Genomic DNA, 26,072 nt, shown 5'->3' with positions numbered 1-26,072 from the left:
GGAGGTACATTATGAAATGGAAATATCGCATGAGAATGCCTTTTTCTACTATTTTCAGTAGAAAAAAACAGGCTTTTCTCGGACTAGTCGTTTTACTTTTTTCTATTTTTCTTCTTCCGCTTCAATCTTATGCGGCTTTAGAAGAAATAAAAAATGGAACGGATATCTCAACCTTGGATATTCGTAAGTTTAATTTGAACATCAACAATTTTAGTGTTTTATCTAAATCACAGGCTGTTGATCAGTTTCATTTATCGAATCCCCACTATGAATATCTCTGGGGTGGTGCCTATCCAGGCGAGATGGAGAACTTTACTCTTAAAGTAGATAAAAGTAAAAAGCAGGATCAAGTTTTTGAAAATCCTCTTTCTCTAAAATTCACAAATATTGGGACAGTTAATGGTAAGCAAGTAGATGCTTACTTAAAATTCAATAAGGTAACTCTTCACTATCTAAACACTGCTCAAGCAGAGTCTGAAATGAATAGTACTCAAAAATCTACTGTTGAATTTTTCTCAATTTCTGAATTATGGGAAAGTAGTGCTTTTGAAATTGGTAATGTTCCTTACGTAGATGCGAATCATGACTACATCATGAATAAAGCATTTTGGATTGATGCTGATGTAACAGCCGAGTTGAGTTATGCAGATGGTTCAGAGACAGATTTGAAGTTGGTCATGAAACCAACGGATATCGATGCAATGGATGCAAACAACTTGAAGGAAACCTTCTATATTAAAGGTTATCAAAATGATGTTAATCTTCGTCTGATGAACAATGCCAATGTTTTGAAACAGGAAGACCAAGGAGAACGAACTGCTTGGATTGCGACTCAGATTACAAGTGGTAGCTATTCTGAGAACAATATCTCTGGTTTAGCCCTTCGATCGAATAGTAATAGGATGAATTTTGCTTATTCATCAACAGAGGTTGCTTCGGCCGTCTTTGGTCTCTATGTTGAAAAACTTGATCCTAGCCCTGTTCTAGAAGTTGATCCTACAGAGATTCCAGCTAAAGAGGGGCAAAATATCACTTATAAAGCAAGGTTTAAAGTTCCGGTTCCTGGCAAAGATCTTTTAGCAGCGCCTTCATCTATCGAAATGGTTCAGAATTTTGATGAGCGCCTTGATTATCAAGAACTTAAAGTTGAATCAGGTGGAGTGACTCTGCAAGAAGGACGTGACTATACGATCGAGAAATCAGGTCAAACAGTTACTGTTAAAATGACACCTGAATACATAAAAGCAAATTCTTCTGCTGAAATTATTGTAACTTATAATACTACTACAAACAAAAAAGTGGAAGAAAAGGGACCTGAAAAAATTAACAACACTGTAACCTTGCATGTTGATAACTTATCAGCTCCTTCTAATCAGGTGAGCACTGCTCTTCTTTACGAAAAACACCATGAATTTGTCAGTGGAACTCCAGGTAAAGAGTTGCCACAAGAAGTGAAAGATTTGCTTCCAGCAACAGAAAAGAATTTACCTAATGGCAGTCAAGTAACGCCAACACAACCAAGTCAAACGGAAGTGAAGACAGCAGAAGGTACNTGGAGCTTCAAGTCCTATGACAAGGCATCAGAAACCATCAATGGAGCGGATGCCCACTTTGTCGGTACTTGGGAATTTACCCCAGCACCAACTTACAAGGCAACACATGAATTTGTCAGCGGAACGCCAGGAAAAGAACTTCCGCAAGAAGTGAAAACCTTGCTTCCAGCAGACCAAACAGACTTGAAAGACGGTAGTCAAGCGACTCCGACTCAACCAAGTCAAACAGAAGTGAAGACGGCAGAAGGTACGTGGAGCTTCAAGTCCTATGACAAGGCATCAGAAACCATCAATGGAGCTGATGCTCACTTTGTCGGTACTTGGGAATTCACCCCAGCACCAACTTACAAGGCAACACATGAATTTGTCAGCGGAACGCCAGGAAAAGAACTTCCACAAGAAGTGAAAACCTTGCTTCCAGCAGACCAAACAGACTTGAAAGACGGTAGTCAAGCGACTCCGACTCAACCAAGTCAAACAGAAGTGAAGACGGCAGAAGGTACGTGGAGCTTCAAGTCCTATGACAAGGCATCAGAAACCATCAATGGAGCGGATGCTCACTTTGTCGGTACTTGGGAATTCACCCCAGCACCAACTTACAAGGCAACACATGANTTTGTCAGCGGAACGCCAGGAAAAGAACTTCCACAAGAAGTGAAAACCTTGCTTCCAGCAGACCAAACAGACTTGAAAGATGGTAGTCAAGCAACTCCAACGCAACCAAGCCAAACAGAAGTGAAGACGGCAGAAGGTACGTGGAGCTTCAAGTCCTATGACAAGGCATCAGAAACCATCAATGGAGCGGATGCTCACTTTGTCGGTACTTGGGAATTCACCCCAGCACCAACTTACAAGGCAACACATGAGTTTGTCAGCGGAACGCCAGGAAAAGAACTTCCACAAGAAGTGAAAACCTTGCTTCCAGCAGACCAAACAGACTTGAAAGATGGTAGTCAAGCAACTCCAACGCAACCAAGCCAAACAGAAGTGAAGACGGCAGAAGGTACATGGAGCTTCAAGTCCTATGACAAGGCATCAGAAACCATCAATGGATCAGATGTTAAGTTTGTAGGCACATGGGAATTTACAGCAAGCCCGGTTCCAACAGTGACTCATAAAGCAGTTCACGAGTTTGTCAGCGGAACTCCAGGCAAAGAACTTCCACAAGAAGTGAAAACCTTGCTTCCAGCAGACCAAACAGACTTGAAGGACGGCAGCCAAGTAACGCCAACACAACCAAGCCAAACAGAAGTGAAGACAACAGAAGGCACATGGAGCTTCAAGTCCTACGACAAAGCATCAGAAACCATCAATGGAGCGGATGTTAAGTTTGTAGGCACATGGGAATTTACAGCAAGCCCGGTTCCAACAGTGACTCATAAAGCAGTTCACGAGTTTGTCAGCGGAACTCCAGGCAAAGAACTTCCACAAGAAGTGAAAACCTTGCTTCCAGCAGATCAAACAGACTTGAAGGACGGCAGCCAAGTAACTCCAACTCAACCAAGTCAAACGGAAGTGAAGACAACAGAAGGCACATGGAGCTTCAAGTCCTACGACAAGACATCGGAAACAATTAATGGATCAGATGTTAAGTTTGTAGGCACATGGGAATTTACAGCAAGCCCGGTTCCAACAGTGACTCATAAAGCAGTTCACGAGTTTGTCAGCGGAACTTCAGGCAAAGAACTTCCACAAGAAGTGAAAACCTTGCTTCCAGCAGACCAAACAGACTTGAAGGACGGCAGCCAAGTAACTCCAACTCAACCAAGTCAAACAGAAGTTAAGACAGCAGAAGGCACATGGAGCTTCAAGTCTTATGACAAGACATCTGAAATCATCAATGGAGCAGACGCACACTTCGTAGGCACCTGGGAATTCACTCCGGCGCCAACTTACAAGGCAACACATGAATTTGTAAGCGGAACGCCAGGAAAAGAACTTCCGCAAGAAGTGAAAACCTTGCTTCCGGCAGACCAAACAAACTTGAAAGATGGAAGTCAAGCAACACCAACGCAACCAAGTCAAACAGAGGTTAAGACTGCAGAAGGCACATGGAGCTTTAAGTCCTATGACAAAGCATCAGAAACCATCAATGGAGCGGATGCCCACTTCGTCGGTACTTGGGAATTTACCCCGGCACCAAATAAAAATTCTGGAAATAATAGCCAACCAGAAGAAGGAAGTAGTCAAACTAAGGCCTTGTTACCAAACACAGGCTCTGCAGTATCTGGTCTTCTTTCAATCATCGGTCTTGCCTTTGCAAGCCTAGCAGTTTTTGTCCTTCGCAAGAAAGACTAAGTCACTCTTAGTAAATGAGAGATTAACTGCTTAATTTCGTAGTATAAGAAGAGAGAACGAGAAATCGTTCTCTCTTTTTCTTGCATTTTATATCGAGATGTGATATAGTTTATATAACGAGGTGCGATATATCAAACTAAATAGGAGGTGTGATTAAATGGAATTAACAGATAAGATCAGGCGTGTTTACCTTCCCATGACTGAAACAGGTTTTTATATCTTGTTTTGTTTACAGAAGGAGAACCATGGATATGGTATCACACAAAAGGTCAAGGAAATGACAGATTCGCAAGTTTCGATTAGTCCTGGAACTATGTATGGGACCTTGTCAAAGATGGAAAAGGATGGCTTGATTTCCTTTGTCCGAGAAGAGGAAAAACGTAAAATCTATCAGATCACAGACTTGGGACGAAAAGTTTTAGATATTGAATTGAAACGTATTGAACGGCTCTACAGAAATAGTCGGGAGGAAGGATGATGGAAAAGAAAATTGTTTACCGAATTTTTACAATTGCGGATTATGAGAGTGAGGCTCTATACTTTAGAGAAATGCATGCTGAGGGCTGGAAACTTAGGAAAGTAAGCTATTCTATCTTATTGTTTGTAGTCAAGTATACCTTTGAAAAGTGTCAGCCTGAGCAGGTGTCTTATCAGTTGGATTTTTACCCGATGGAAAAATCAGAGAGATCCTCCTATTTACAACTATTTAAAGATTGTGGTTGGGAGCATATTACAGACTTTAATAGTTTTTCCTATTTTAGAAAAGCACATTCTGAAATTGAATCGGATGCAGAGTTTGAAATTTATAACGATGCTACTGGGAAGTTAGCTATGGTTAATCGCATTTTAAGACTGCGATTAGTACCTGTTTTACTTTTGCTAGCCATACATATACCATTCTTACTTAAATTGCTCAATAGAAGTAATGCGTATGGTCTATGGAGTTTTCTTGCGGTCGGGCTAGATGTTTTCTGGTCTTTAATCCTTTTGTTAATAGTTGCCTATATTAGCTGGAAGTTATGGCATAAAAAGAAGGAATTATCAGATTTATGATAGGCTAGGTATGCTCAAAATTGGAGGGGAAGTCATGATCAATAAAAAGCAATTTCGGATTTTTACCATTGTTGATTTGGACAAGGAAGAAGAGTATTTGCGTGAGATGCACTTGAAAGGCTGGAGATATAGAACGAGTCGTTTTGGTTTTTTCTATTTTTGCCAATGCCAACCTGACGATGTCATCTACCGTATCTATGATTCTAGATTTCTTAAAAAGTATAAGCATGAACTGCAAGATTTTAGAAATAGCGGTTGGGAATTGATAGAAACAGGTTTTTGTTCAATTCTTCGTAAACCAACTTCTGATATACTTTCAGAGGAGAAAGTCTATATGAGTAAGGGTCTCAGATGGGAAGTTATGCGGTCTAGACTTCGTTCCTGTATAGCCACTTTTTCAGGTGGTCTTGTTGTTTGCATGAGTTTGTATCGAGAAAACTTGTCTCAGTCTTTCTTTATTATTTTCTTTTTATACGCTTGCTTAATCTCTTATCTAATCTGTGGTTTTTTCAGACTTAAAAGGAAATGCCAAGTATATGAGAAGTAAGATTCTAGGTCTTCAGACTGATTTTTAGCACTCTTGGTAAAAGAGTGCTAATTTTTTGAGTTTTTGTCTTGACATTCTCTTCTAAGGGTGTATAATAGAATCATGAGTTAGCACTTGGATGCATAGAGTGCTAATCGATCAGACAGAGAGGAGTGATGAGATGGTTACAGAGCGTCAGCAGGATATTTTAAATCTGATTATTGACATCTTTACCAAAACACACGAACCTGTCGGATCCAAGGCGCTACAAGAGTCTATCAATTCTAGTAGTGCTACCATTCGTAATGACATGGCAGCTCTAGAGAAGCAGGGTTTGCTTGAGAAGGCTCATACCTCAAGCGGTCGGATGCCAAGTGTCGCGGGATTTCAGTACTATGTGAAACACTCGCTTGCTTTTGATAGACTGGCTGAAAATGAGGTATACGAGATTGTCAAAGCCTTTGATCAGGAATTCTTCAAATTGGAGGATATTCTGCAAGAGGCTGCTAATCTACTGACAGACCTGAGTGGCTGTACGGTAGTGGCTCTGGATGTTGAGCCGAGCAGGCAACGGTTGACAGCCTTTGATATTGTTGTCTTGGGGCAACATACAGCCTTGGCAGTATTTACCCTAGACGAGTCCCGAACGGTTACCAGTCAATTTCTGATTCCAAGGAACTTCTTGCAGGAAGATTTGCTGAAACTGAAGAGCATCATTCAGGAACGTTTCCTCGGTCATACCGTTCTGGATATTCACTACAAGATTCGGACAGAGATTCCGCAGATTATCCAGCGTTACTTTACGACAACGGACAATGTCATGGATCTCTTTGAACACATTTTTAAAGAAATGTTCAACGAAAACATTGTAGTGTCGGGTAAGGTCAATCTCTTGAATTTTGCTAATCTAGCAGCCTATCAGTTCTTTGATCATCCACAAAAGGTGGCTCTGGAGATTCGTGAGGGTCTGCATGAAGATCAGATGCAAAATGTTCGTGTTGCGGACAGTCAGGAATCCTGTCTAGCTGACTTGGCGGTGATTAGCAGTAAGTTCCTCATTCCTTATCGAGGTTTTGGAATTCTAGCGATTATCGGTCCAGTCAATCTAGATTATCAGCAATTGGTCAACCAAGTCAATGTGGTCAATCGTGTTTTGACGATGAAGTTGACAGATTTTTATCGCTACCTCAGCAGTAATCATTACGAAGTAAATTAATTTTGAAATCATTAAAGGAGGCGAAAATGGCCCAAGATAAAAAAAACGAAGAAATGAAAGAAGAGGAAGTTGTGGAAACAACTGAAGAAACAACTCCTGAGAAGTCTGAGTTGGACTTGGCAAATGAACGTGCAGATGAGTTCGAAAACAAATACCTTCGCGCTCATGCAGAAATGCAGAATATTCAACGCCGTGCCAATGAAGAACGTCAAAACTTGCAACGTTATCGTAGCCAAGACCTGGCAAAAGCAATCTTACCATCGCTTGACAACTTAGAACGTGCACTAGCAGTTGAAGGTTTGACAGACGATGTCAAAAAAGGATTGGAGATGGTGCAAGAGAGCTTGATTCACGCTTTGAAAGAAGAAGGAATCGAAGAAATCGCAGCTGACGGCGAATTTGACCATAACTATCACATGGCCATCCAAACTCTCCCAGCAGACGATGAACACCCAGCAGACACCATCGCCCAAATCTTCCAAAAAGGCTACAAACTCCATGACCGTATCTTAAGACCAGCCATGGTAGTAGTCTATAATTAGGATACAAAGCCCGTAAAAACTTGTCCGAAACGACAATAAACTATGAAGAAAGATAAGAAGCAAGCCGGAGGCTTGCAAGAAAGATATTGCCCACCGTGGTGAAACAGGGGGATTTTTGAGACAATAGGCTCAAAAATAAGTGATGAAATCCCGTAGGGAGTTGCTCACGTCCCCACCACTTAAGGGGAATATCAAGAAAAATCAAAAACAGAATATAAAATTTAAGGAGAAAAACACATGTCTAAAATTATCGGTATTGACTTAGGTACAACAAACTCAGCAGTAGCAGTTCTTGAAGGAACTGAATCAAAAATCATCGCAAACCCAGAAGGAAACCGTACAACTCCATCTGTAGTATCATTCAAAAACGGAGAAATCATTGTTGGTGATGCTGCGAAACGTCAAGCAGTAACAAACCCAGATACAGTTATCTCAATCAAATCTAAGATGGGAACTTCTGAAAAAGTTTCTGCTAACGGAAAAGAATACACTCCACAAGAAATCTCAGCTATGATCCTTCAATACTTGAAAGGTTACGCTGAAGAATACCTTGGTGAAAAAGTAACTAAAGCAGTTATCACAGTTCCAGCCTACTTCAACGATGCACAACGTCAAGCAACAAAAGACGCTGGTAAAATCGCTGGTCTTGAAGTAGAACGTATCGTCAACGAACCAACAGCAGCGGCCCTTGCTTACGGTTTGGACAAGACTGACAAAGAAGAAAAAATCTTGGTATTCGACCTTGGTGGTGGTACCTTCGACGTCTCTATCCTTGAACTCGGTGACGGTGTCTTCGATGTATTGTCAACTGCAGGGGACAACAAACTCGGTGGTGACGACTTTGACCAAAAAATCATCGACCACTTGGTAGCAGAGTTCAAGAAAGAAAACGGTATTGATTTGTCTACTGACAAGATGGCAATGCAACGTTTGAAGGATGCAGCTGAAAAAGCTAAGAAAGACCTTTCTGGTGTAACTTCAACTCAAATCAGCTTGCCATTCATCACTGCTGGTGAAGCTGGACCTCTTCACTTGGAAATGACTTTGACTCGTGCGAAATTTGACGATTTAACTCGTGACCTTGTAGAACGTACAAAAGTTCCAGTTCGTCAAGCCCTTTCAGATGCAGGTTTGAGCTTGTCAGAAATCGATGAAGTTATCCTTGTTGGTGGTTCAACTCGTATCCCAGCCGTTGTAGAAGCTGTGAAAGCTGAAACTGGTAAAGAACCAAACAAATCAGTAAACCCTGACGAAGTAGTTGCTATGGGTGCTGCCATCCAAGGTGGTGTGATCACTGGTGATGTCAAAGACGTTGTCCTTCTTGACGTAACACCATTGTCACTTGGTATCGAAACAATGGGTGGCGTCTTTACAAAACTGATCGAGCGCAACACAACAATTCCAACATCTAAATCACAAGTCTTCTCAACTGCGGCAGACAACCAACCAGCCGTTGATATCCACGTTCTTCAAGGGGAACGCCCAATGGCAGCAGATAACAAGACTCTTGGACGTTTCCAATTGACAGATATCCCAGCTGCACCTCGTGGTATTCCACAAATCGAAGTAACATTTGACATCGATAAGAACGGTATCGTGTCTGTTAAGGCCAAAGACCTTGGAACTCAAAAAGAACAAACAATTGTTATCCAATCTAACTCTGGTTTGACTGATGAAGAAATCGACCGCATGATGAAAGATGCAGAAGCAAACGCTGAAGCAGATAAGAAACGTAAAGAAGAAGTTGACCTTCGTAACGAAGTAGACCAAGCTATCTTTGCGACTGAAAAGACAATCAAGGAAACTGAAGGAAAAGGCTTCGATGCAGAACGTGACGCTGCCCAAGCTGCCCTTGATGAGCTTAAGAAAGCCCAAGAAGATAACAACTTGGACGAAATGAAAGCAAAACTCGAAGCATTGAACGAAAAAGCTCAAGGACTTGCTGTTAAACTCTACGAACAAGCCGCAGCAGCCCAACAAGCTCAAGCAGGAGCAGAAGGCGCACAAGCAACAGGAAACGCAGGCGATGACGTCGTAGACGGAGAGTTTACTGAGAAGTAAGATGTTGAGGCGTTAAGAAAACAAAAGAAAAATAGGAAGTCATCGCCTTGTGCGATGCACAAAAGATGGCTTATCTTTTTTCCGAAGTTTTTAGCCGAAACTCAGTTAAGCCTAACTCGTTAAGAATGACGAATTACTAAGGTTCATTGTCTAAATGTAATAATGATAGGAAGAAATCCAGAGGTTGCAACCCAGCCTCTGTTTTTCGGTAAAATAGAGGATGTTGCGTATGAAAAAAGTACTTTGTATCATTTATCCTAATTTTTCTCTTCATGAGATAACCGCTTTAACAAGTACTTTAGCTCTGTCTTTTGACATCACGATTGATTATGTCGCTTCAGATTATTCGATAGTTATATCTGAGGATGGCTTGCCTTGTCGGTCTACAAAAACATTGGATCAAGTACGTATAGAAGAATATTCTTGTGTGATTTTGCCAGGAATTGTAAATATAGGTCCTGCTCTACAGGATGAAAAATTAAATTCGTTTTTGAGGGAACTCGGTAAGCAGGATATCTTAATTACAGCCATTTCTTCAGCACCTATTTTGTTGGCAAAAGCAGGTTTATTGAATGATACGAAATTTACAGGTGGGATTTGGCAAAACTTCTTTGACTATTTTGAATTTCTTCCTCGGAAAAATTTCAAAGCAAAAGCTGTCCTGCAAGATAAAAATATCATTACTGCTATTGGTTTTGCACATCAAGAGTTTGCAAGAAAAGTAATTCTTGGTCTAGATTTGACAGAAAATACTGACAACTATTTTAAAGAACAAGACGGGTATACAGAGGAGGATTTGATATTTACTCTATCAGATGAAGAGTTTGATGAAGTGAAGCAGAGTATAGAAAATACCCTCTAAATATTTACTTATAAATTATAGAAAGGAATAAGGGTGTTCGAGTAACTGAACACGGTTTCCGAAATTTCTAACTCAATATAAAAGAAAGGAATTGAACCCGACCTAAATCGAGGTTTCGTTCCGAAATATTAACAGAAAGGAATAAGGGTGTTCGTAATTGAACTCGAGCGGAAAGCTTGGAAATTAGATAAACCTCCTAAGAAATCAGGATTTCTTGTCGGTTTCCTAAATTTCAGTCGCTTTCTGTTCGCTCTTAGTATCTTGTATGAACAATACTGAATTTTATGATCGTCTGGGGGTGTCAAAAAACGCTTCGGCAGACGAGATCAAAAAGGCTTATCGTAAGCTTTCAAAAAAATACCACCCAGATATCAACAAGGAGCCTGGTGCTGAGGAAAAGTACAAGGAAGTTCAAGAAGCCTATGAGACCTTGAGTGACGACCAAAAACGTGCGGCCTACGACCAGTATGGTGCTGCGGGTGCCAACGGTGGCTTTGGTGGTGCCGGTGGTTTTGGCGGTTTTGACGGAGCAGGTGGCTTCGGTGGTTTTGAAGATATCTTCTCAAGTTTTTTCGGGGGAGGCGGAGCTTCACGCAATCCAAACGCCCCTCGTCAAGGGGATGACCTCCAGTATCGTGTGAACTTGACCTTTGAAGAAGCTATCTTCGGAACAGAAAAGGAAGTTAAATACAATCGTGAAGCCAGCTGTCGTACATGTAATGGATCTGGTGCTAAGCCAGGGACAAGTCCAGTCACTTGTGGACGCTGTCATGGCGCTGGTATCATTAATGTCGATACGCAGACTCCTCTTGGTATGATGCGCCGTCAAGTAACTTGTGATGTCTGTCATGGTCGCGGAAAAGAAATTAAAGATCCATGTACAACTTGTCACGGAACAGGTCATGAAAAACAAGCTCATAGCGTACATGTGAAGATCCCTGCTGGTGTGGAAACAGGCCAACAAATCCGCCTATCTGGTCAAGGTGAAGCAGGCTTTAACGGTGGACCTTATGGTGACTTGTATGTAGTAGTTTCTGTGGAAGCTAGCGATAAGTTTGAACGTGAAGGAACAACTATTTTCTACAAGTTAAATCTTAATATTGTCCAAGCTACTCTTGGAGATACTGTGGAAATTCCAACCGTGCATGGAGATGTTGAATTGGTTATCCCAGAAGGAACACAGACTGGCAAGAAATTCCGTCTACGTGGTAAGGGAGCACCTAGCCTTCGTGGCGGTGCCGTTGGTGACCAATACGTTACTGTCAATGTCGTGACTCCGACAGGTTTGAACGACCGCCAAAAAGCAGCGCTTAAAGAATTCGCAGCTGCAGGTGACTTGAAAGTCAATCCAAAGAAAAAAGGCTTCTTTGATCATATAAAAGATGCCTTTGAAGGAGAATAAACTAAAAAGAGCCGAGTGGCTCTTTTTAAAGCGTAAACCAGCTATATCCCATCAACTATACACCACAATTGAGACAACTCATTCACCGTTTCATAACTAATACTCTTCGAAAATCTCTTCAAACCGCGTCAACGTCGCCTTGCGTATATATGTAACTGACTTCGTCAGTCTTATCTACAACCTCAAAACAGTGTTTTGAGCAACCTGCGGCTAGTTTCTTAGTTTGCTCTTTGATTTTCATTGAGTATAAATCAAATACTTTCCCAGACTTTTCGCTGTAATGAAAACACCTGAAACCGATTGATTTCAGGTGTCCGGACACTTTGAGGCCTAGGCTCAAAGTTTAGGTATGGAGCTTCGAAGAAGGTCGCTACCGTCCGTCATTACTTAAGGAAAGTCTTAAAAAATCTATAAACTAAAAAGAGCCATCGGGCTCTTTTTACTTATCCTCAAGCTCCTGTGTTTCTTTTACCACAGTTAGTCTAGTTTGGAAATCTTTTTCCAAGACTTTGAATTTATAGGTTAAATCTTTTTGGTATTCCTTGATAAGGGCTTTTTGTTGGTCGATGATTTGTAGGCTGTTTTGGATGATATCAAAATCATCCTTGATAGCTTGGACGCGGTCAGTTGTATCTAGCACTTCATCCTGAATGGCTTGGCGATTTTTCACGACAAAATAACTTCCAGTTGCAGCTCCCGCAAATAGCAGTAGATTTGATAGTTTCATAGCATCTCCTTAAGCGTTTTTAATGGTTTCAGCGACTTGGGCAAGTTTGTCAAAGTCAGGTTCGTGGGCGATAAAGTCAATCTTGAGGTCATCTTCTGCACCGTAGCGAGGTACGAGATGCACGTGAGTATGAAAGACCGTTTGACCAGCAACTTCCTCACAGTTGGCGATGATGTTCATACCAGCAGCTTTGGTAGCTTTCATAACTTTTTGAGCTACCAGTGGCACTTGGGCAAAGAGTTGGCTGGCACTTGGGGCATCCATCTCCAAAAGATTGCGATAGTGCTCTTTTGGTACAATGAGGGTGTGTCCAGGCGTTACTTGAGAGATATCAAGAAAGGCAAGAACCTGCTCATCTTCGTATACTTTTGAAGCAGGAATCTCCCCTGCGATGATCTTACAAAAAATGCAATCTGACATAAAATCCACCTCTACTGTATTGAATTTTGATATAATATAGCTACATTATACCAGATTCGGAGAAAATATGTTAGAAATTAAAAACCTGACAGGAGGCTATGTTCATGTCCCTGTCTTGAAAGATGTGTCCTTTACAGTTGAAAGTGGGCAGTTGGTCGGTTTGATTGGTCTCAACGGTGCTGGAAAATCAACGACAATCAATGAGATTATTGGTCTGTTGACACCTTACAGTGGGGAAATCAAGATTAACGGTCTCACCCTGCGAGAAGATGCGACCAGCTATCGCAAGCAGATTGGGTATATCCCAGAAACGCCTAGTCTGTATGAGGAATTGACCCTCAGAGAGCATATTGAGACGGTTGCCATGGCCTATGGTATTGAGCAAAAAGTGGCTTTTGATCGTGTGGAACCTTTGTTAAAAATGTTCCGTCTGGACCAAAAATTAGACTGGTTTCCAGTACATTTTTCCAAAGGGATGAAGCAGAAGGTTATGATTATCTGTGCTTTTGTCGTAGATCCGAGCCTTTTCATCGTTGATGAGCCTTTCCTTGGGCTCGATCCGCTGGCCATTTCTGACTTGATTCAGCTTCTAGAAGTGGAAAAGCAAAAAGGCAAGTCCATTCTCATGAGTACCCACGTGCTAGACTCAGCAGAAAAGATGTGTGATGCCTTTGTCATTCTCCACAAGGGAGAGGTTCGGGCTCAGGGGAATCTCCAGCAACTGCGCGAGACCTTTAGCATGCCTGAAGCGAGTTTGAATGATATTTACTTGGCTCTGACCAAAGAGGAGGAGCTATGAAAGACTTGTTTTTAAAGCGAAAGCAGGCTTTTCGTAAGGAGTGTGTCAGTTATCTGCGCTATGTTCTCAATGACCACTTTGTCTTGTTCCTGCTAGTTCTCATCGGTTTTCTAGCTTACCAGTACAGTCAACTCCTGCAACATTTTCCTGAAAACCACTGGCCTATTCTCTTGTTTTTAGTAATAGTATCTATCTTGCTTTTGGCTTGGGGAGGAATCGCGACCTACATGGAAGGACCTGACAAGCTCTTTCTCTTAGTCAGTGAAGAGGAGGTTAAGTCTCACCTCAAAGGGCAGACAGTGCGCTCACTAGTCTTTTGGCTCTTTGTCCAAACCCTTTTCTTGCTTTTATTTGCGCCCTTATTTTTAGCCATGGGTTATGGCTTGCCAGTTCTTCTCATCTATGTGCTTTTATTGGGAGCTGGGAAATATCTCCTCTTTCGCCAAAAAGCCAGTAAATTTTTTACTGAGACTGGTCTCGACTGGGACTATGTGATCTCTCAAGAAAGCAAGCGCAAGCAAGTCTTGCTTCGTTTCTTTGCTCTCTTTACTCAGGTCAAGGGCGTTTCAAATAGTGTCAAACGTCGCGCTTATCTGGATTTCATCCTTAAAGCAGTTCAGAAAGTGCCGAGCAAGATTTGGCAAAACCTCTATCTCCGTTCTTACTTGCGAAATGGAGACCTCTTTGCGCTTAGTTTGCGTCTTTTGCTCCTATCCTTGTTAGCTTTGCTCTTTATCGAGCAATCTTGGATAGCGACGGCAGTGGTGGTTCTATTTAATTACCTCTTGCTCTTTCAGTTACTGGCCCTCTATCATGCCTTTGATTACCAATACTTGACCCAGCTCTTTCCACTAGAAAAAGGGGAGAAAGAAAAGGGATTGAAACAGATTGTAGTCGGTGTGGGAAGTGCAGTTCTTTTGCTGGAATTACTGGTCGGAGCAGTGGTTTTTCAAGAAAAAATAGCCTTGTTGCCTCTTGTAGGAGCTAGTCTTTTCCTACAATTGTTTTATTTACCTTACCAACTAAAAAGATTGGTTGACGAATAGACCAAAAACTAGTAGAATAGTAAGGAAACTTTATACGGAGGAAAGAAATGGACTTGGGTGATAATGAGCTAACGCTGACCCCTATCCCTGGGAAGAGTGGCAAAGCTTATATGGGAAGCTACCCTGATGGGAAGCGCGTCTTTGTAAAAATGAACACCTCTCCAATCCTACCTGGGCTAGCCAGAGAACAAATCGCTCCTCAATTACTATGGACTCGTCGTTTGCCAGATGGCCGTGATATGTGTGCTCAGGAATGGCTGACGGGTAAAATCTTGACCCCTTACGATATGAATCGCAAGCAGATTATCAATATCTTGAACCGCCTTCACCGCTCGCGTCCTTTGATGAAGCAGTTGAGCCGTTTGGGATACACCATGGAAACACCAGTTGATTTGCTACGTTCTTGGCAGCAAGGGGTTCCAGAAATCTTGAAGCAGAATCACTATTTGAACAGTGTGATTGCGGAGCTAGGTAAGACGGTTCCAGGTTTTAGGGAAGACCATGCAACGATTGTGCACGGGGATCTTCGTCATAGTAATTGGATTGAAACAGAGAGTGGACTCGTTTATCTAGTGGATTGGGATTCGGTTCGTCTGACGGATCGTATGTTTGATGTGGCGCATTTGCTATGCCACTACATTCCGGATCATCAGTGGCGCCAATGGTTGAGAGACTACGGCTATAAGTACAATCAGACAGTGTTAGATAAATTGTATTGGTATGGTCAGTATTCTTATTTGAACCAGATTGCCAAATACTGTGAAAATCAAGATTTAGACAATGTAAACCGGGAGATTTATGCCTTGCGCGTCTTCCGTGACAAGTATGGAAAGAAGAGATGAGAGTTAGAAATCGTAAAGGGGCGACAGAATTACTAGAGGCCAATCCTCAGTATGTGGTCCTCAATCCCTTGGAAGCTAAAGGGAAATGGCGAGACTTGTTTGGAAATGATCATCCTATTCATGTAGAGGTTGGAAGTGGGAAAGGGGCCTTCGTATCAGGAATGGCCAAGCAAAATCCTGACATCAACTACATTGGGATTGATATCCAAAAGTCGGTATTGAGTTATGCCTTGGATAAGGTATTAGAAGTTGGAGTGCCCAACATCAAGTTGCTGTGGGTAGATGGTTCAGATCTGACCGACTACTTTGAAGACGGTGAGATTGATCGTCTCTACCTAAACTTTTCAGATCCCTGGCCTAAAAAACGCCATGAAAAACGTCGTTTGACTTACAAGAGTTTCTTGGATACCTTCAAGCGCATCTTGCCTGAGAATGGGGAAATCCATTTCAAGACAGATAACCGTGGCTTGTTTGAGTACAGTCTAGTGAGCTTTTCTCAGTATGGGATGAAACTAAATGGTGTTTGGCTAGACTTGCATGCCAGTGATTTTGAAGGCAATGTCATGACAGAGTATGAGCAAAAATTCTCCAGCAAAGGTCAAGTGATCTACCGAGTTGAAGCAGAATTTTAAGAACTAGCTTGAAAACCAGCTAGTTGAGTGCTAATGCTTTACATAAATTGACAAACGTGCTATACTGATAGTAAGAATATGAGAAAGAGAGGCGGGGAAATATCTTCGCCTCTTGCTTATGAGGAGGTGGACGCAATCGCAACAATCGTAGAATTAGTCAGAGAAGTTGTAGAACCTGTCATCCAAGCGCCTTTCGAGCTCGTGGATATCGAGTATGGAAAGATTGGCAGTGACATGATTCTTAGTATTTTTGTAGATAAACCCGAAGGAATTACCTTGAACGACACGGCAGACCTGACAGAAATCATCAGTCCTGTCCTAGATACCATCAAGCCTGATCCCTTCCCAGAACAATATTTCCTAGAAATCACCAGTCCAGGCTTGGAACGTCCTTTGAAAACCAAGGATGCTGTCGCTGGAGCAGTTGGGAAATACATTCACGTTGGTCTTTATAAGGCCATCGACAAGCAGAAAGTCTTTGAGGGAACCTTGTTGGCCTTTGAAGACGATGAGTTGACTGTGGAATATATGGACAAGACACGTAAGAAAACAGTCCAAATTCCATACAGTTTAGTATCAAAAGCACGTTTAGCAGTAAAACTATAGAAAAGAAAGGATAGCTTTTGAGGATTCAAAAGTAAAAAGAACATGAGTAAAGAAATGCTAGAGGCCTTCCGCATTTTGGAAGAAGACAAGGGAATCAAGAAAGAAGACATCATCGACGCAGTAGTAGAGTCGCTTCGTTCCGCTTATCGCAGACGCTATGGTCAGTCTGACAGCGTAGCCATCGACTTCAATGAAAAGACAGGTGACTTTACTGTCTATACTGTTCGTGAAGTTGTTGATGAAGTATTTGATAGCCGTTTGGAAATCAGCTTGAAAGATGCCCTTGCCATTAATTCAGCCTATGAGCTTGGTGACAAAATCAAGTTTGAAGAAGCACCTGCTGAGTTTGGTCGTGTAGCAGCCCAATCTGCTAAACAAACCATCATGGAAAAAATGCGCAAGCAAACACGTGCCATCACTTACAATACTTATAAAGAACATGAACAAGAAATCATGTCTGGTACAGTAGAACGATTTGACAACCGCTTTATCTATGTCAACCTTGGCAGCATCGAAGCCCAATTGTCAAAACAAGACCAAATCCCTGGAGAAGTTTTTGCTTCCCACGACCGTATCGAAGTCTATGTCTACAAGGTTGAAGATAACCCTCGTGGTGTCAACGTCTTTGTTAGCCGTAGCCATCCAGAAATGATTAAACGTTTGATGGAGCAAGAAATTCCAGAAGTTTACGATGGAACTGTCGAAATCATGAGCGTAGCCCGCGAAGCTGGTGACCGTACCAAAGTTGCCGTTCGTAGCCACAATCCAAACGTGGACGCTATCGGGACAATCGTTGGACGTGGTGGTGCTAATATCAAGAAAATCACCAGCAAATTCCACCCAGCTCGTTACGATGCCAAGAGTGACCGCATGATTCCTGTTGAAGAAAACATCGACGTTATCGAGTGGGTAGCAGATCCAGCTGAGTTTATCTACAATGCCATCGCACCGGCAGAGGTTGACCAAGTTATCTTTGATGAAAATGACAGCAAACGTGCCTTGGTCGTTGTACCTGATAACAAGCTATCTCTTGCCATCGGTCGTCGTGGACAAAACGTTCGCTTGGCAGCTCATTTGACAGGTTACCGTATCGATATCAAGTCTGCAAGTGAATTTGAAGCTATGGAAGAAGCAGGTCAAGTTGATTACGCAGCTGCGGATGAATTGACAGAAGAATAAAAGCTGCTAGAGGAGGGAAAGATGAAAACAAGAAAAATCCCTTTGCGCAAGTCTGTTGTATCCAATGAAGTGATTGATAAGCGTGATTTGCTCCGCATTGTCAAGAACAAAGAAGGAGAGGTCTTTATCGATCCGACAGGCAAGGCCAATGGCCGTGGCGCTTATATCAAGCTAGACAATGCAGAAGCCCTAGAGGCAAAAAAGAAGAAAGTCTTTAACCGCAGCTTTAACATGGAAGTGGAAGAAAGCTTTTATGACGAGTTGATCGCTTATGTAGATCACAAAGTGAAAAGAAGAGAGTTAGGACTTGAATAAGCAAAAGATAAGCAATCTCTTGGGACTTGCTCAGCGAGCAGGCCGGATCATATCAGGTGAGGAATTGGTGGTCAAGGCCATCCAAGACCAGAAAGCCAAGCTAGTCTTTCTAGCCCATGATGCTGGTCCCAATCTGACCAAGAAGATTCAAGACAAAAGTGACTATTATCAAGTAGAAGTTATAACCGTGTTTTCAACACTGGAATTAAGCATAGCAGTCGGAAAATCGCGAAAGGTTTTGGCTGTGACAGATGCTGGATTTACAAAGAAAATGAGGTCTCTTATGGAATAGAAGAGGAGGACATGATTTGTCTAAGAAAAGATTGTACGAAATCGCAAAAGAACTTGGAAAAGAAAGTAAAGAAGTTGTAGCGCGTGCAAAAGAGTTGGGCTTGGATGTGAAAAGCCACTCATCGAGCGTGGAAGCTGCTGCTGCTGAACAAATCGCAGTGAGCTTTAAACCAGCTGCTCCGAAAGCAGAAGCAAAACCTGTGACATCAAAAGCAAGTGTAGAAAAGAAAGCAGAAAAGTCTGTATCAGCTAAACCAGTAGCCGCTAAGGAAGAAAGTAAACCAGCTGCACCTGCAGCTCCTAAGGAAGAAAAAGTAGTGGCCGCAAGACCACAGAGTCGAAACTTCAAGGCGGAGCGTGAGGCGCGTGCCAAAGAGCAGGCAGAACGACGCAAACAAAACAAGGGCAACAATCGTGACCAACAACAAAACGTCAACCGTCAGAAAAACGATGGTCGTAATGGTGGCAAACCTGGTCAAGGAAACCGCGACAATCGACGATTTAACGACCAAGGGAAGAAACCACAAGGTCAAGGTAATCGTGGCAATGATCGCCGTCAGCAACAAGACTTCCAGCCCAAGCAAGGTGGTCCACGTGTTGACTTTAAAGCCCGTGCAGCAGCCCTAAAAGCAGAGCAAAATGCAGAGTACGCACGCTCAAGCGAGGAGCGCTTCAAACAATCGCAAGCAGCCAAAGAAGCCTTGGCTCAAGCTAACAAACGCAAGGAACCAGAGGAAATCTTTGAAGAAGCTGCTAAGCTAGCTGAACAAACGCAGCCAGCAGTAACAGTAGCTCCTGTAGCGAAAGAAGCGCCAGTGGATACACGTCGTAAAAAACAAGCTCGACCAGACAAAGAACGTGATGATTATGATCACGAAGAAGATGGTCCTAGAAAACAACAAAAGAATCGAAGTAGTCAGAATCAAGTGAGAAATCAAAGAAATAGTAACTGGAATAACAACAAGAAAAATAAAAAAGGGAACAAGCAAAACAACCGTAACCAGACTCCAAAACCTGTTACAGAGCGTAAGTTCCATGAATTGCCAACAGAATTTGAGTATACAGATGGTATGACTGTTGCGGAAATCGCAAAACGTATCAAACGTGAACCAGCAGAAATCGTTAAGAAACTCTTTATGATGGGTGTCATGGCCACACAAAACCAATCCTTGGATGGAGAAACCATCGAACTCCTCATGGTGGATTACGGTATCGAAGCCAAACAAAAGGTTGAAGTGGATAATGCCGACATCGAACGTTTCTTCGTCGAAGATGGCTATCTTAATGAAGATGAATTGGTTGAACGTCCACCAGTTGTAACCATCATGGGACACGTTGACCATGGTAAAACAACCCTCTTGGATACCCTTCGTAACTCTCGTGTTGCAACAGGTGAAGCAGGTGGTATCACGCAGCATATCGGTGCCTACCAAATCGTTGAAAATGGCAAGAAGATCACCTTCCTTGATACACCAGGACACGCGGCCTTTACTTCTATGCGTGCGCGTGGTGCCTCTGTTACCGATATTACTATCTTGGTTGTAGCGGCCGACGACGGGGTTATGCCTCAGACTATTGAAGCCATCAACCACTCAAAAGCAGCCAACGTTCCAATCATCGTAGCTATCAACAAGATTGATAAACCAGGTGCCAACCCAGAACGCGTTATCGGTGAATTGGCAGAGCATGGGGTTATGTCAACAGCTTGGGGTGGAGATTCTGAATTTGTTGAAATCTCAGCTAAATTCAACCAAAATATCGAAGAATTGTTGGAAACAGTCCTTCTTGTAGCTGAAATCCAAGAACTCAAGGCAGACCCAACAGTGCGTGCTATCGGTACGGTTATCGAAGCGCGCTTGGATAAAGGGAAAGGTGCGGTCGCAACCCTTCTTGTTCAACAAGGTACCTTGAATGTCCAAGATCCTATCGTTGTCGGAAATACCTTCGGTCGTGTCCGTGCTATGACCAATGACCTTGGTCGTCGTGTCAAGGTCGCAGGCCCATCAACACCAGTTTCTATCACAGGTTTGAACGAAGCGCCAATGGCGGGTGACCACTTTGCCGTTTACGAAGATGAAAAATCTGCGCGTGCAGCAGGTGAAGAGCGTGCAAAACGTGCCCTCATGAAACAACGCCAAGCTACCCAACGTGTCAGCCTTGAAAACCTCTTTGATACGCTTAAAGCTGGTGAGCTTAAGTCAGTTAATGTTATCATCAAGGCCGACGTACAAGGTTCTGTTGAAGCACTTTCTGCCTCACTTCAAAAGATCGATGTAGAAGGTGTCAAAGTTACCATTGTCCACTCGGCAGTCGGTGCTATCAATGAGTCTGACGTGACTCTTGCCGAAGCTTCCAATGCCTTTATCGTTGGTTTCAACGTACGCCCTACACCACAAGCGCGCCAACAAGCCGAAGCTGACGATGTAGAAATCCGTCTCCACAGCATTATTTACAAGGTTATCGAAGAGATGGAAGAAGCCATGAAAGGGATGCTTGACCCAGAATTCGAAGAAAAAGTTATCGGTGAAGCAGTTATCCGTGAAACCTTTAAGGTATCTAAAGTCGGAACTATCGGTGGATTCATGGTTATCAACGGTAAGGTTACCCGTGATTCTAAAGTCCGTGTTATCCGTGACGGTGTCGTTATCTATGATGGCGAACTCGCCAGCTTGAAACACTACAAAGACGACGTCAAAGAAGTTACAAACGGTCGTGAAGGTGGTCTCATGATTGATGGCTACAATGATATCAAGACTGATGATGTGATTGAGGCTTATATCATGGAAGAAATCAAACGATAAGATTTTTGCTCCTTTCTTAGGTGGTGAGGGACGCAAGCAAACCGATGGTTTCATTGCTTATTTTTGAGCCTAGTGTCTCAAAAATCCCCTGTGATAGGACTGATAAAACAGTTCTATCACTTTCACCACAGCGAAAGAAGCGAATGAGTTCAAATTGCACTTCGTTTCAATTTGAACTGAAAATCAATAAATTTAAAAATAGCTAGGTCTGCTGGCCTAGCTTTTGGTTCAAAGTAGAGAAAGGAATATCATGGCAAATCATTTCCGTACGGATCGTGTGGGCATGGAAATCAAGCGTGAAGTCAATGAGATTTTGCAAAAGAAGGTCCGTGATCCGCGTGTCCAAGGTGTGACCATCACAGATGTTCAGATGCTGGGTGACTTGTCTGTTGCCAAGGTTTACTACACCATTTTGAGTAACCTTGCTTCAGATAATCAAAAAGCTCAAATCGGGCTTGAAAAAGCAACTGGTACCATCAAACGTGAACTTGGTCGCAATTTGAAATTGTACAAAATCCCAGATTTGACCTTCGTCAAAGATGAGTCCATCGAATATGGAAATAAGATTGACGAGATGCTACGCAATCTGGATAAGAACTAAGAAAGAGGGGCAACCCTCTTTTTTGTTGCCAGAGTATGATCATTGCTATTTGACGATGTATCTATCTGATAAAAATCGGTTTAAAAAATTTGTAAATTTCACATAGTATGATATGATAAAGCTTGATATAAATGAAAAACGGAGAGATATATGGCTAAACAAGATATAGCTATGCAAGTACTGCAACAAGTGGTGAAATTACCCGTAGTCAAAGTTGATCGAGAGAAATTTTTAGTAGAAAAGTTTTCAAAGGAATTAGATCGCAAGGACATTTCAACTTTGATTGAACAAGGACCGACGGCTTTATTACCCCAGGAAAGCTTGGATAGAGTGGCCAAGGCCTGTATTAAGGATAATGTCCTGTTAGCCAGTGGAACTTCGGTTTTGGCTGGTCTACCTGGAGGGATTATCATGGCGATCACTATCCCGACAGACGTAGCCCAGTTTTATGCATTCTCATTAAAACTAGCTCAGGAGCTAGGGTATATTTACGGATTTGATGATCTCTGGGCATCGCGCAATGAGTTAAGCGAGGAAGCTAAAAACACACTTCTACTGTATCTCGGTGTGATGCTGGGAGTAAATGGCGCAGGTGCCCTGCTTCGATCAGGCGGTGTGACAGTAGCCAAGCAAGTCATAAAAGTAGTGAACAAGAAAGCCTTGACAAAAACTCTTTGGTATCCAATTTTAGAAAAAGTTTTGAAAATTTTTGGTGTCAATCTGACAAAAGGAGGCCTAGCCAAAGGGATGGGGAAAGTGATTCCTATCCTAGGTGGAGTCATTTCTGGAGGCCTAACCTTTGCGACCATGAAACCGATGGGAGAAAGATTGCAACAGGAATTGTCCAAGCTAGTCAACTACAATGAAGTGCAATATCAAAGAGACGTTGATACTATCCGAAAAGAGGTCGAAATCATCGAAGGTGAGTAATATGGGATTCATTAAAATTCTGACCAAGACTTACGGGAATTACTTTTTTGTGATGCAAAGCATCAAAGTCCTGAAGAACATGAAAAAAGATGACAATGCTCTAGTAGGTTTCGGGAAAGTACTGCTTGCTGACAAGCTGATGGATGTAGCTCAGTGGCTCGCAAAACCAGATGATAAGGAATAATTTGAAATGAAAGAAACTAGCAGGAATTCCACTGCTAGTTTTTTAATCTCTTCCCATATGGTATAATATAAGCAGTAAAATCATTTTATACTCTTCGAAAATCAAATTCAAACCACGTCAGCTTCACCTTGCCGTACTTAAGTACAGTCTGCGGCTAGCTTCCTAGTTTGCTCTTTGATTTTCATTGAGTATTAGAACATACAATGGAGGTCGTCATGGACAATATCATCGATGTGTCAATTCCCGTTGCAGAAGTGGTGGATAAGCATCCAGAAGTCTTGGAAATCCTAGTGGAGCTGGGTTTTAAACCACTTGCTAATCCCTTGATGCGCAATACAGTCGGTCGCAAAGTATCGCTTAAGCAGGGTTCTAAGCTCGAAGGAACGCCCATGGACAAGATTGTCCGCACGCTAGAAGCAAACGGCTATGAAGTGATTGGATTAGACTAATGGCAGATGAACGGATTCATATCCTACGGGATATTTTGTTAGAATTGCATAATGGCGCCTCTCCTGAGTCGGTTCAGGAGCGTTTTGATGCGACCTTTACGGGTGTCTCAGCTATTGAGATTTCCCTCATGGAGCACGAGCTGATGAACTCAGACTCAGGTGTCACATTTGAAGATGTCATGGAACTCTGTGATGTCCATGCTAATCTTTTTAAAAATGCAGTAAAGGGCGTCGAAGTGGAAGATACTGAACACCCTGGCCATCCAGTTCGCGTCTTCAAGGATGAAAATCTAGCCTTCCGTGCTGCCTTGATTCGCATTCGGAGATTGTTAGATACCTATGAGTCTATGGAAGACGAGGAAATGCTGGCAGAGATGCGCAAGGGCTTGGTCCGTCAAATGGGGCTGTTGGGGCAATTTGATCTCCACTATCAGCGCAAGGAAGAGCTCTTTTTCCCCATCATGGAGCGTTATGGACACGATTCACCCCCTAAGGTTATGTGGGGAGTGGATGATCAGATCAGGGAACTCTTTCAGACAGCTCTAGCGACAGTCAAGGCACTACCAGAAGTGCCAATTAGCAAAGTAAAAGAAGATTTTGAAGCTTTTGCGACAGAGTTTGAAAGTATGATTTTCAAGGAAGAGTCCATCCTCCTCATGATTCTTCTTGAGTCCTTCACCCAGGATGACTGGATTCAGATTGCGGAGGAGAGCGATGCCTACGGCTATGCCATCATCCGTCCGTCAGAGAAATGGGTGCCAGAACGCCAGAGTTTCGTTGAGGAAAAGAGCTCAGAGGAGCCAGTACAACTAGACACGGCTGAAGGTCAAGTTCAGCAAGTTATCGATACACCAGAAGGACAGTTCACCATTACCTTTACCCCTAAGAACAAGGAAGCGGTACTGGACCGTCATAGTCAACAGCCTTTTGGCAATGGCTATCTCTCCGTCGAGCAGGCCAACCTCATCCTCAATCACCTCCCTATGGAGATTACCTTTGTCAATAAAGACGATATTTTCCAGTATTACAATGACAATGCGCCAGCTGATGAGATGATTTTCAAACGGACGCCATCCCAAGTCGGGCGCAATGTTGAACTCTGCCATCCGCCTAAGTACCTAGAAAAGGTGAAGGCTGTTATGAAAGGTCTTCGTGAAGGGGTCAAGGACAAGTATGAAATGTGGTTCAATTCTGAGTCGCGAGGTAAGTTTGTCCACATCACCTATGCTGCGGTACACGATGAGAACGGAGAATTTCAAGGCGTGCTAGAGTATGTTCAGGATATTCAGCCCTATCGTGAGATTGATACGGACTACTTCCGTGGATTAGAATAAGGAGAAGCAATGAGTTACGAACAAGAATTTATGAAGGAATTTGAAGCCTGGGTCAATACCCAGATCATGATCAACGACATGGCGCACAAGGAAAGTCAAAAAGTCTACGAAGAAGACCAAGACGAGCGTGCTAAAGATGCCATGATTCGCTACGAAAGTCGCTTGGATGCTTATCAGTTTTTGCTGGGTAAATTTGAAAACTTCAAAGCAGGCAAGGGATTCCATGACTTGCCAGAGGGCTTGTTTGGTGAGCGAAACTACTAATCGTTACAAATCAAAAAGTGCGTATGAACGCACTTTTTCTGTTTATACGTGATGTGTGTGTTTGGTGATCCATTGTTCCATTTTGATATGCAACCAGAATGAATAGATGCCCAAAGTGATGATGGTGAGCAAGAACCACTTGATCCAGTTCCCGAATAATTGAGAACCTGTTCCGTCAAAATAAAGGCGACGCCCATCGATGACAGTGTGCTTAACCTTCCAGTTTTGAATCATACAAACTGCCCATGGTGTAGCAATTCCAGCAGTAAATCCCATGATAAGCATGGCTAGGATAGCATGTCCAACGTAGCTCAAAAGACCGCCGTCAAAGTAACTTTCGTTATTCATATTGTTCTCCTTATCAGCTTTTTACGTGAATCAGTCTTGCACATTACTGCATATTTTATCAAGAAGTCGAATCATTGTCAAATTAGTTTGAAAGGAAAAAACGGCTAGATTTTTAAGGGGAATCTTATTTCCTTTCTTGATTTTTTGCCAAAATCTTGATAGAATATCTTTATTAAATCCTTGTCAGAGCAGGGATTTTTTATTGAAAGGATTTTATCATGTCAAAGAAACTCCAACGTAAAAAACAATTGCGAAATAGCCTCCGTCGTTCAGGTGCCTTTTCAAATACGGTGACCAAAGTTGTCGAAGAGACCAAGAAAGTCGTGAAACACGCAGAAAAATCTGCCAGCCAAGCAGGAAAAGTTGTCTCTAAAAAAGTGGAACAAGCAGTAGAAGCGACCAAGGAACAAGCTCAAAAAGTAGCCAATTCAGTAGAAGATTTTGCAGCGACTTTGGGTGGCCTCTCAGTAGACCGCGCTAAGACTTTCTATGATGAAGGCATCAAGTCGGCTTCTGATTTCAAAAACTGGACAGAAAAAGAACTCCTTGCCTTGAAAGGAATCGGCCCAGCTACGATCAAGAAATTAAAAGAACACGGAATCAGCTTCAAGTAATCTTCCTTGTCCCTTGCATTTCCGTCAAAAACTTGCTACAATAGAGCCATTAGAGGTGTTTTGAATCCCACATTTTACAGAAAGTGGCGGAGCTGAGAAGTCCACAAATGTGTCAGAACTGGTTGCTGATGGATGAAAATGAAATAAAAGTGTCTTTGTATATCCTTCAAAGACAAG

The 26,072-nt window shown here is 42.5% G+C and carries 28 protein-coding genes; 25 read left to right on the top strand and 3 right to left on the bottom strand.

Annotation, left to right across the window (positions count from 1 at the left end; genetic code table 11):
* The first annotated feature begins 11 nt into the window (after positions 1-11).
* The 9 genes from D8844_RS06380 to dnaJ all read left to right on the top strand — a co-directional run bounded on the left by D8844_RS06380 (position 12) and on the right by dnaJ (position 11,513).
* Positions 12-3,851 (top strand): LPXTG-anchored SHIRT domain periscope protein, encoded by a 3,840-nt coding sequence (locus tag D8844_RS06380; protein WP_125422753.1) that lies wholly within the window; start codon positions 12-14, stop codon positions 3,849-3,851.
* 157 nt (positions 3,852-4,008) lie between these two features.
* Positions 4,009-4,329 carry a PadR family transcriptional regulator gene (locus D8844_RS06375; RefSeq protein WP_000423979.1) on the top strand — a complete coding sequence of 107 codons (321 nt, stop codon included), beginning with the start codon at positions 4,009-4,011 and terminating at the stop codon, positions 4,327-4,329.
* The gene (locus tag D8844_RS06370; RefSeq protein ID WP_000412261.1) at positions 4,329-4,904 is read left to right on the top strand and encodes a DUF2812 domain-containing protein; all 576 of its coding nucleotides are present in this window, start codon (positions 4,329-4,331) and stop codon (positions 4,902-4,904) included. The genes D8844_RS06375 and D8844_RS06370 overlap by 1 nt, the downstream gene beginning before the upstream one ends.
* Before the next feature lie 34 nt (positions 4,905-4,938).
* Positions 4,939-5,451, top strand: a complete 513-nt coding sequence (locus D8844_RS06365; protein ID WP_125422750.1) for a DUF2812 domain-containing protein — start codon at positions 4,939-4,941, stop codon at positions 5,449-5,451.
* A 160-nt stretch (positions 5,452-5,611) separates the two neighbouring features.
* Positions 5,612-6,646: a heat-inducible transcriptional repressor HrcA gene (gene hrcA, locus D8844_RS06360; protein ID WP_125389408.1), complete on the top strand. Its 1,035-nt coding sequence runs from the start codon at positions 5,612-5,614 to the stop codon at positions 6,644-6,646.
* Between the two features lie 26 nt (positions 6,647-6,672).
* Positions 6,673-7,188, top strand: coding sequence for a nucleotide exchange factor GrpE (gene grpE, locus D8844_RS06355; protein ID WP_125389407.1), 516 nt, complete (start codon positions 6,673-6,675; stop codon positions 7,186-7,188).
* A gap of 237 nt (positions 7,189-7,425) precedes the next feature.
* Complete coding sequence (gene dnaK, locus D8844_RS06350; protein ID WP_125389406.1) at positions 7,426-9,249, top strand: molecular chaperone DnaK; 1,824 nt, start codon at positions 7,426-7,428, stop codon at positions 9,247-9,249.
* Between the two features lie 229 nt (positions 9,250-9,478).
* On the top strand, positions 9,479-10,111 hold the full coding sequence (locus tag D8844_RS06345) for a DJ-1/PfpI family protein (RefSeq protein WP_125389405.1): 633 nt from the start codon (positions 9,479-9,481) through the stop codon (positions 10,109-10,111).
* A gap of 265 nt (positions 10,112-10,376) precedes the next feature.
* On the top strand, positions 10,377-11,513 hold the full coding sequence (dnaJ, locus tag D8844_RS06340) for a molecular chaperone DnaJ (protein WP_125389404.1): 1,137 nt from the start codon (positions 10,377-10,379) through the stop codon (positions 11,511-11,513).
* A 439-nt stretch (positions 11,514-11,952) separates the two neighbouring features.
* Here the strand turns inward: dnaJ and D8844_RS06335 are convergent, their stop codons facing one another.
* The gene (locus D8844_RS06335) at positions 11,953-12,240 is read right to left on the bottom strand and encodes a hypothetical protein (protein WP_125422747.1); all 288 of its coding nucleotides are present in this window, start codon (positions 12,238-12,240) and stop codon (positions 11,953-11,955) included.
* Positions 12,241-12,249: 9 nt separating this feature from the next.
* On the bottom strand, positions 12,250-12,660 hold the full coding sequence (locus D8844_RS06330) for an HIT family protein (protein WP_049485019.1): 411 nt from the start codon (positions 12,658-12,660) through the stop codon (positions 12,250-12,252).
* Positions 12,661-12,727: 67 nt separating this feature from the next.
* Between D8844_RS06330 and D8844_RS06325 the strand changes: the two genes are divergently transcribed.
* The 15 genes from D8844_RS06325 to D8844_RS06255 all read left to right on the top strand — a co-directional run bounded on the left by D8844_RS06325 (position 12,728) and on the right by D8844_RS06255 (position 24,933).
* On the top strand, positions 12,728-13,459 hold the full coding sequence (locus D8844_RS06325; protein ID WP_000889941.1) for an ABC transporter ATP-binding protein: 732 nt from the start codon (positions 12,728-12,730) through the stop codon (positions 13,457-13,459).
* Entirely contained in the window at positions 13,456-14,505 is a 1,050-nt protein-coding gene (locus tag D8844_RS06320) for an ABC transporter permease (RefSeq protein ID WP_125389402.1), read from the top strand. The genes D8844_RS06325 and D8844_RS06320 overlap by 4 nt, the downstream gene beginning before the upstream one ends.
* Before the next feature lie 47 nt (positions 14,506-14,552).
* Positions 14,553-15,347, top strand: coding sequence for a cell cycle regulator CcrZ (gene ccrZ / locus D8844_RS06315; RefSeq protein WP_000363019.1), 795 nt, complete (start codon positions 14,553-14,555; stop codon positions 15,345-15,347).
* Complete coding sequence (trmB, locus tag D8844_RS06310) at positions 15,344-15,979, top strand: tRNA (guanosine(46)-N7)-methyltransferase TrmB (RefSeq protein WP_001266088.1); 636 nt, start codon at positions 15,344-15,346, stop codon at positions 15,977-15,979. The genes ccrZ and trmB overlap by 4 nt, the downstream gene beginning before the upstream one ends.
* 126 nt (positions 15,980-16,105) lie before the next feature.
* Positions 16,106-16,585, top strand: coding sequence for a ribosome maturation factor RimP (gene rimP, locus D8844_RS06305; protein WP_125389401.1), 480 nt, complete (start codon positions 16,106-16,108; stop codon positions 16,583-16,585).
* A 42-nt stretch (positions 16,586-16,627) separates the two neighbouring features.
* Positions 16,628-17,764: a transcription termination factor NusA gene (nusA, locus tag D8844_RS06300; RefSeq protein ID WP_000032278.1), complete on the top strand. Its 1,137-nt coding sequence runs from the start codon at positions 16,628-16,630 to the stop codon at positions 17,762-17,764.
* 21 nt (positions 17,765-17,785) lie between these two features.
* Positions 17,786-18,079 carry an RNase P modulator RnpM gene (gene rnpM / locus D8844_RS06295; RefSeq protein ID WP_006144965.1) on the top strand — a complete coding sequence of 98 codons (294 nt, stop codon included), beginning with the start codon at positions 17,786-17,788 and terminating at the stop codon, positions 18,077-18,079.
* A complete protein-coding gene (locus D8844_RS06290) occupies positions 18,072-18,371 on the top strand; it encodes a YlxQ-related RNA-binding protein (protein WP_001041396.1) in 300 nt (99 codons plus the stop codon). Before rnpM ends, D8844_RS06290 begins: the two co-directional genes overlap by 8 nt.
* A 16-nt stretch (positions 18,372-18,387) precedes the next feature.
* Positions 18,388-21,171 (top strand): translation initiation factor IF-2, encoded by a 2,784-nt coding sequence (infB, locus tag D8844_RS06285; protein WP_125422744.1) that lies wholly within the window; start codon positions 18,388-18,390, stop codon positions 21,169-21,171.
* Between the two features lie 250 nt (positions 21,172-21,421).
* A complete protein-coding gene (gene rbfA, locus D8844_RS06280; protein ID WP_001273601.1) occupies positions 21,422-21,772 on the top strand; it encodes a 30S ribosome-binding factor RbfA in 351 nt (116 codons plus the stop codon).
* Between the two features lie 150 nt (positions 21,773-21,922).
* A complete protein-coding gene (locus D8844_RS06275; RefSeq protein ID WP_125422741.1) occupies positions 21,923-22,702 on the top strand; it encodes a hypothetical protein in 780 nt (259 codons plus the stop codon).
* 1 nt (position 22,703) lies between these two features.
* Positions 22,704-22,886 (top strand): hypothetical protein, encoded by a 183-nt coding sequence (locus tag D8844_RS06270; protein WP_000505783.1) that lies wholly within the window; start codon positions 22,704-22,706, stop codon positions 22,884-22,886.
* A 215-nt stretch (positions 22,887-23,101) separates the two neighbouring features.
* Positions 23,102-23,335: a DUF1858 domain-containing protein gene (locus D8844_RS06265; protein ID WP_000368739.1), complete on the top strand. Its 234-nt coding sequence runs from the start codon at positions 23,102-23,104 to the stop codon at positions 23,333-23,335.
* The gene (locus D8844_RS06260; protein WP_125422739.1) at positions 23,335-24,669 is read left to right on the top strand and encodes a DUF438 domain-containing protein; all 1,335 of its coding nucleotides are present in this window, start codon (positions 23,335-23,337) and stop codon (positions 24,667-24,669) included. Before D8844_RS06265 ends, D8844_RS06260 begins: the two co-directional genes overlap by 1 nt.
* Before the next feature lie 9 nt (positions 24,670-24,678).
* Positions 24,679-24,933 (top strand): DUF1912 family protein, encoded by a 255-nt coding sequence (locus D8844_RS06255; RefSeq protein ID WP_000119707.1) that lies wholly within the window; start codon positions 24,679-24,681, stop codon positions 24,931-24,933.
* Between the two features lie 42 nt (positions 24,934-24,975).
* Here D8844_RS06255 and D8844_RS06250 read toward each other — a convergent pair whose 3' ends face one another.
* Positions 24,976-25,281, bottom strand: a complete 306-nt coding sequence (locus tag D8844_RS06250) for a DUF898 family protein (protein ID WP_125422735.1) — start codon at positions 25,279-25,281, stop codon at positions 24,976-24,978.
* A gap of 218 nt (positions 25,282-25,499) precedes the next feature.
* Here D8844_RS06250 and D8844_RS06245 point away from each other — a divergent pair, with 218 nt between their 5' ends.
* Positions 25,500-25,895 (top strand): helix-hairpin-helix domain-containing protein, encoded by a 396-nt coding sequence (locus D8844_RS06245; RefSeq protein WP_125422732.1) that lies wholly within the window; start codon positions 25,500-25,502, stop codon positions 25,893-25,895.
* Positions 25,896-26,072: the final 177 nt, after the last annotated feature.

The organism is Streptococcus oralis (genome assembly GCF_003942875.1).
GTDB classification, from domain to species: Bacteria; Bacillota; Bacilli; order Lactobacillales; family Streptococcaceae; genus Streptococcus; species Streptococcus oralis_BX.
Note: the sequence above shows the minus strand (reverse complement) of the source record. Positions and strands in the feature narration are given on the sequence as shown.

Excerpts from the sequence above, each read along its gene's own strand:
- D8844_RS06375 (WP_000423979.1), top strand. The coding sequence starts at position 4,009 with ATGGAATTAACAGATAAGATCAGGCGTGTTTACCTTCCCATGACTGAA.
- D8844_RS06370 (WP_000412261.1), top strand. The coding sequence starts at position 4,329 with ATGGAAAAGAAAATTGTTTACCGAATTTTTACAATTGCGGATTATGAG.
- D8844_RS06365 (WP_125422750.1), top strand. The coding sequence starts at position 4,939 with ATGATCAATAAAAAGCAATTTCGGATTTTTACCATTGTTGATTTGGAC.
- hrcA (WP_125389408.1), top strand. The coding sequence starts at position 5,612 with ATGGTTACAGAGCGTCAGCAGGATATTTTAAATCTGATTATTGACATC.
- grpE (WP_125389407.1), top strand. The coding sequence starts at position 6,673 with ATGGCCCAAGATAAAAAAAACGAAGAAATGAAAGAAGAGGAAGTTGTG.
- dnaK (WP_125389406.1), top strand. The coding sequence starts at position 7,426 with ATGTCTAAAATTATCGGTATTGACTTAGGTACAACAAACTCAGCAGTA.
- D8844_RS06345 (WP_125389405.1), top strand. The coding sequence starts at position 9,479 with ATGAAAAAAGTACTTTGTATCATTTATCCTAATTTTTCTCTTCATGAG.
- dnaJ (WP_125389404.1), top strand. The coding sequence starts at position 10,377 with ATGAACAATACTGAATTTTATGATCGTCTGGGGGTGTCAAAAAACGCT.
- D8844_RS06335 (WP_125422747.1), bottom strand. The coding sequence starts at position 12,240 with ATGAAACTATCAAATCTACTGCTATTTGCGGGAGCTGCAACTGGAAGT.
- D8844_RS06330 (WP_049485019.1), bottom strand. The coding sequence starts at position 12,660 with ATGTCAGATTGCATTTTTTGTAAGATCATCGCAGGGGAGATTCCTGCT.
- D8844_RS06325 (WP_000889941.1), top strand. The coding sequence starts at position 12,728 with ATGTTAGAAATTAAAAACCTGACAGGAGGCTATGTTCATGTCCCTGTC.
- D8844_RS06320 (WP_125389402.1), top strand. The coding sequence starts at position 13,456 with ATGAAAGACTTGTTTTTAAAGCGAAAGCAGGCTTTTCGTAAGGAGTGT.
- ccrZ (WP_000363019.1), top strand. The coding sequence starts at position 14,553 with ATGGACTTGGGTGATAATGAGCTAACGCTGACCCCTATCCCTGGGAAG.
- trmB (WP_001266088.1), top strand. The coding sequence starts at position 15,344 with ATGAGAGTTAGAAATCGTAAAGGGGCGACAGAATTACTAGAGGCCAAT.
- nusA (WP_000032278.1), top strand. The coding sequence starts at position 16,628 with ATGAGTAAAGAAATGCTAGAGGCCTTCCGCATTTTGGAAGAAGACAAG.
- rnpM (WP_006144965.1), top strand. The coding sequence starts at position 17,786 with ATGAAAACAAGAAAAATCCCTTTGCGCAAGTCTGTTGTATCCAATGAA.
- rbfA (WP_001273601.1), top strand. The coding sequence starts at position 21,422 with ATGGCAAATCATTTCCGTACGGATCGTGTGGGCATGGAAATCAAGCGT.
- D8844_RS06275 (WP_125422741.1), top strand. The coding sequence starts at position 21,923 with ATGGCTAAACAAGATATAGCTATGCAAGTACTGCAACAAGTGGTGAAA.
- D8844_RS06270 (WP_000505783.1), top strand. The coding sequence starts at position 22,704 with ATGGGATTCATTAAAATTCTGACCAAGACTTACGGGAATTACTTTTTT.
- D8844_RS06265 (WP_000368739.1), top strand. The coding sequence starts at position 23,102 with ATGGACAATATCATCGATGTGTCAATTCCCGTTGCAGAAGTGGTGGAT.
- D8844_RS06260 (WP_125422739.1), top strand. The coding sequence starts at position 23,335 with ATGGCAGATGAACGGATTCATATCCTACGGGATATTTTGTTAGAATTG.
- D8844_RS06255 (WP_000119707.1), top strand. The coding sequence starts at position 24,679 with ATGAGTTACGAACAAGAATTTATGAAGGAATTTGAAGCCTGGGTCAAT.
- D8844_RS06250 (WP_125422735.1), bottom strand. The coding sequence starts at position 25,281 with ATGAATAACGAAAGTTACTTTGACGGCGGTCTTTTGAGCTACGTTGGA.
- D8844_RS06245 (WP_125422732.1), top strand. The coding sequence starts at position 25,500 with ATGTCAAAGAAACTCCAACGTAAAAAACAATTGCGAAATAGCCTCCGT.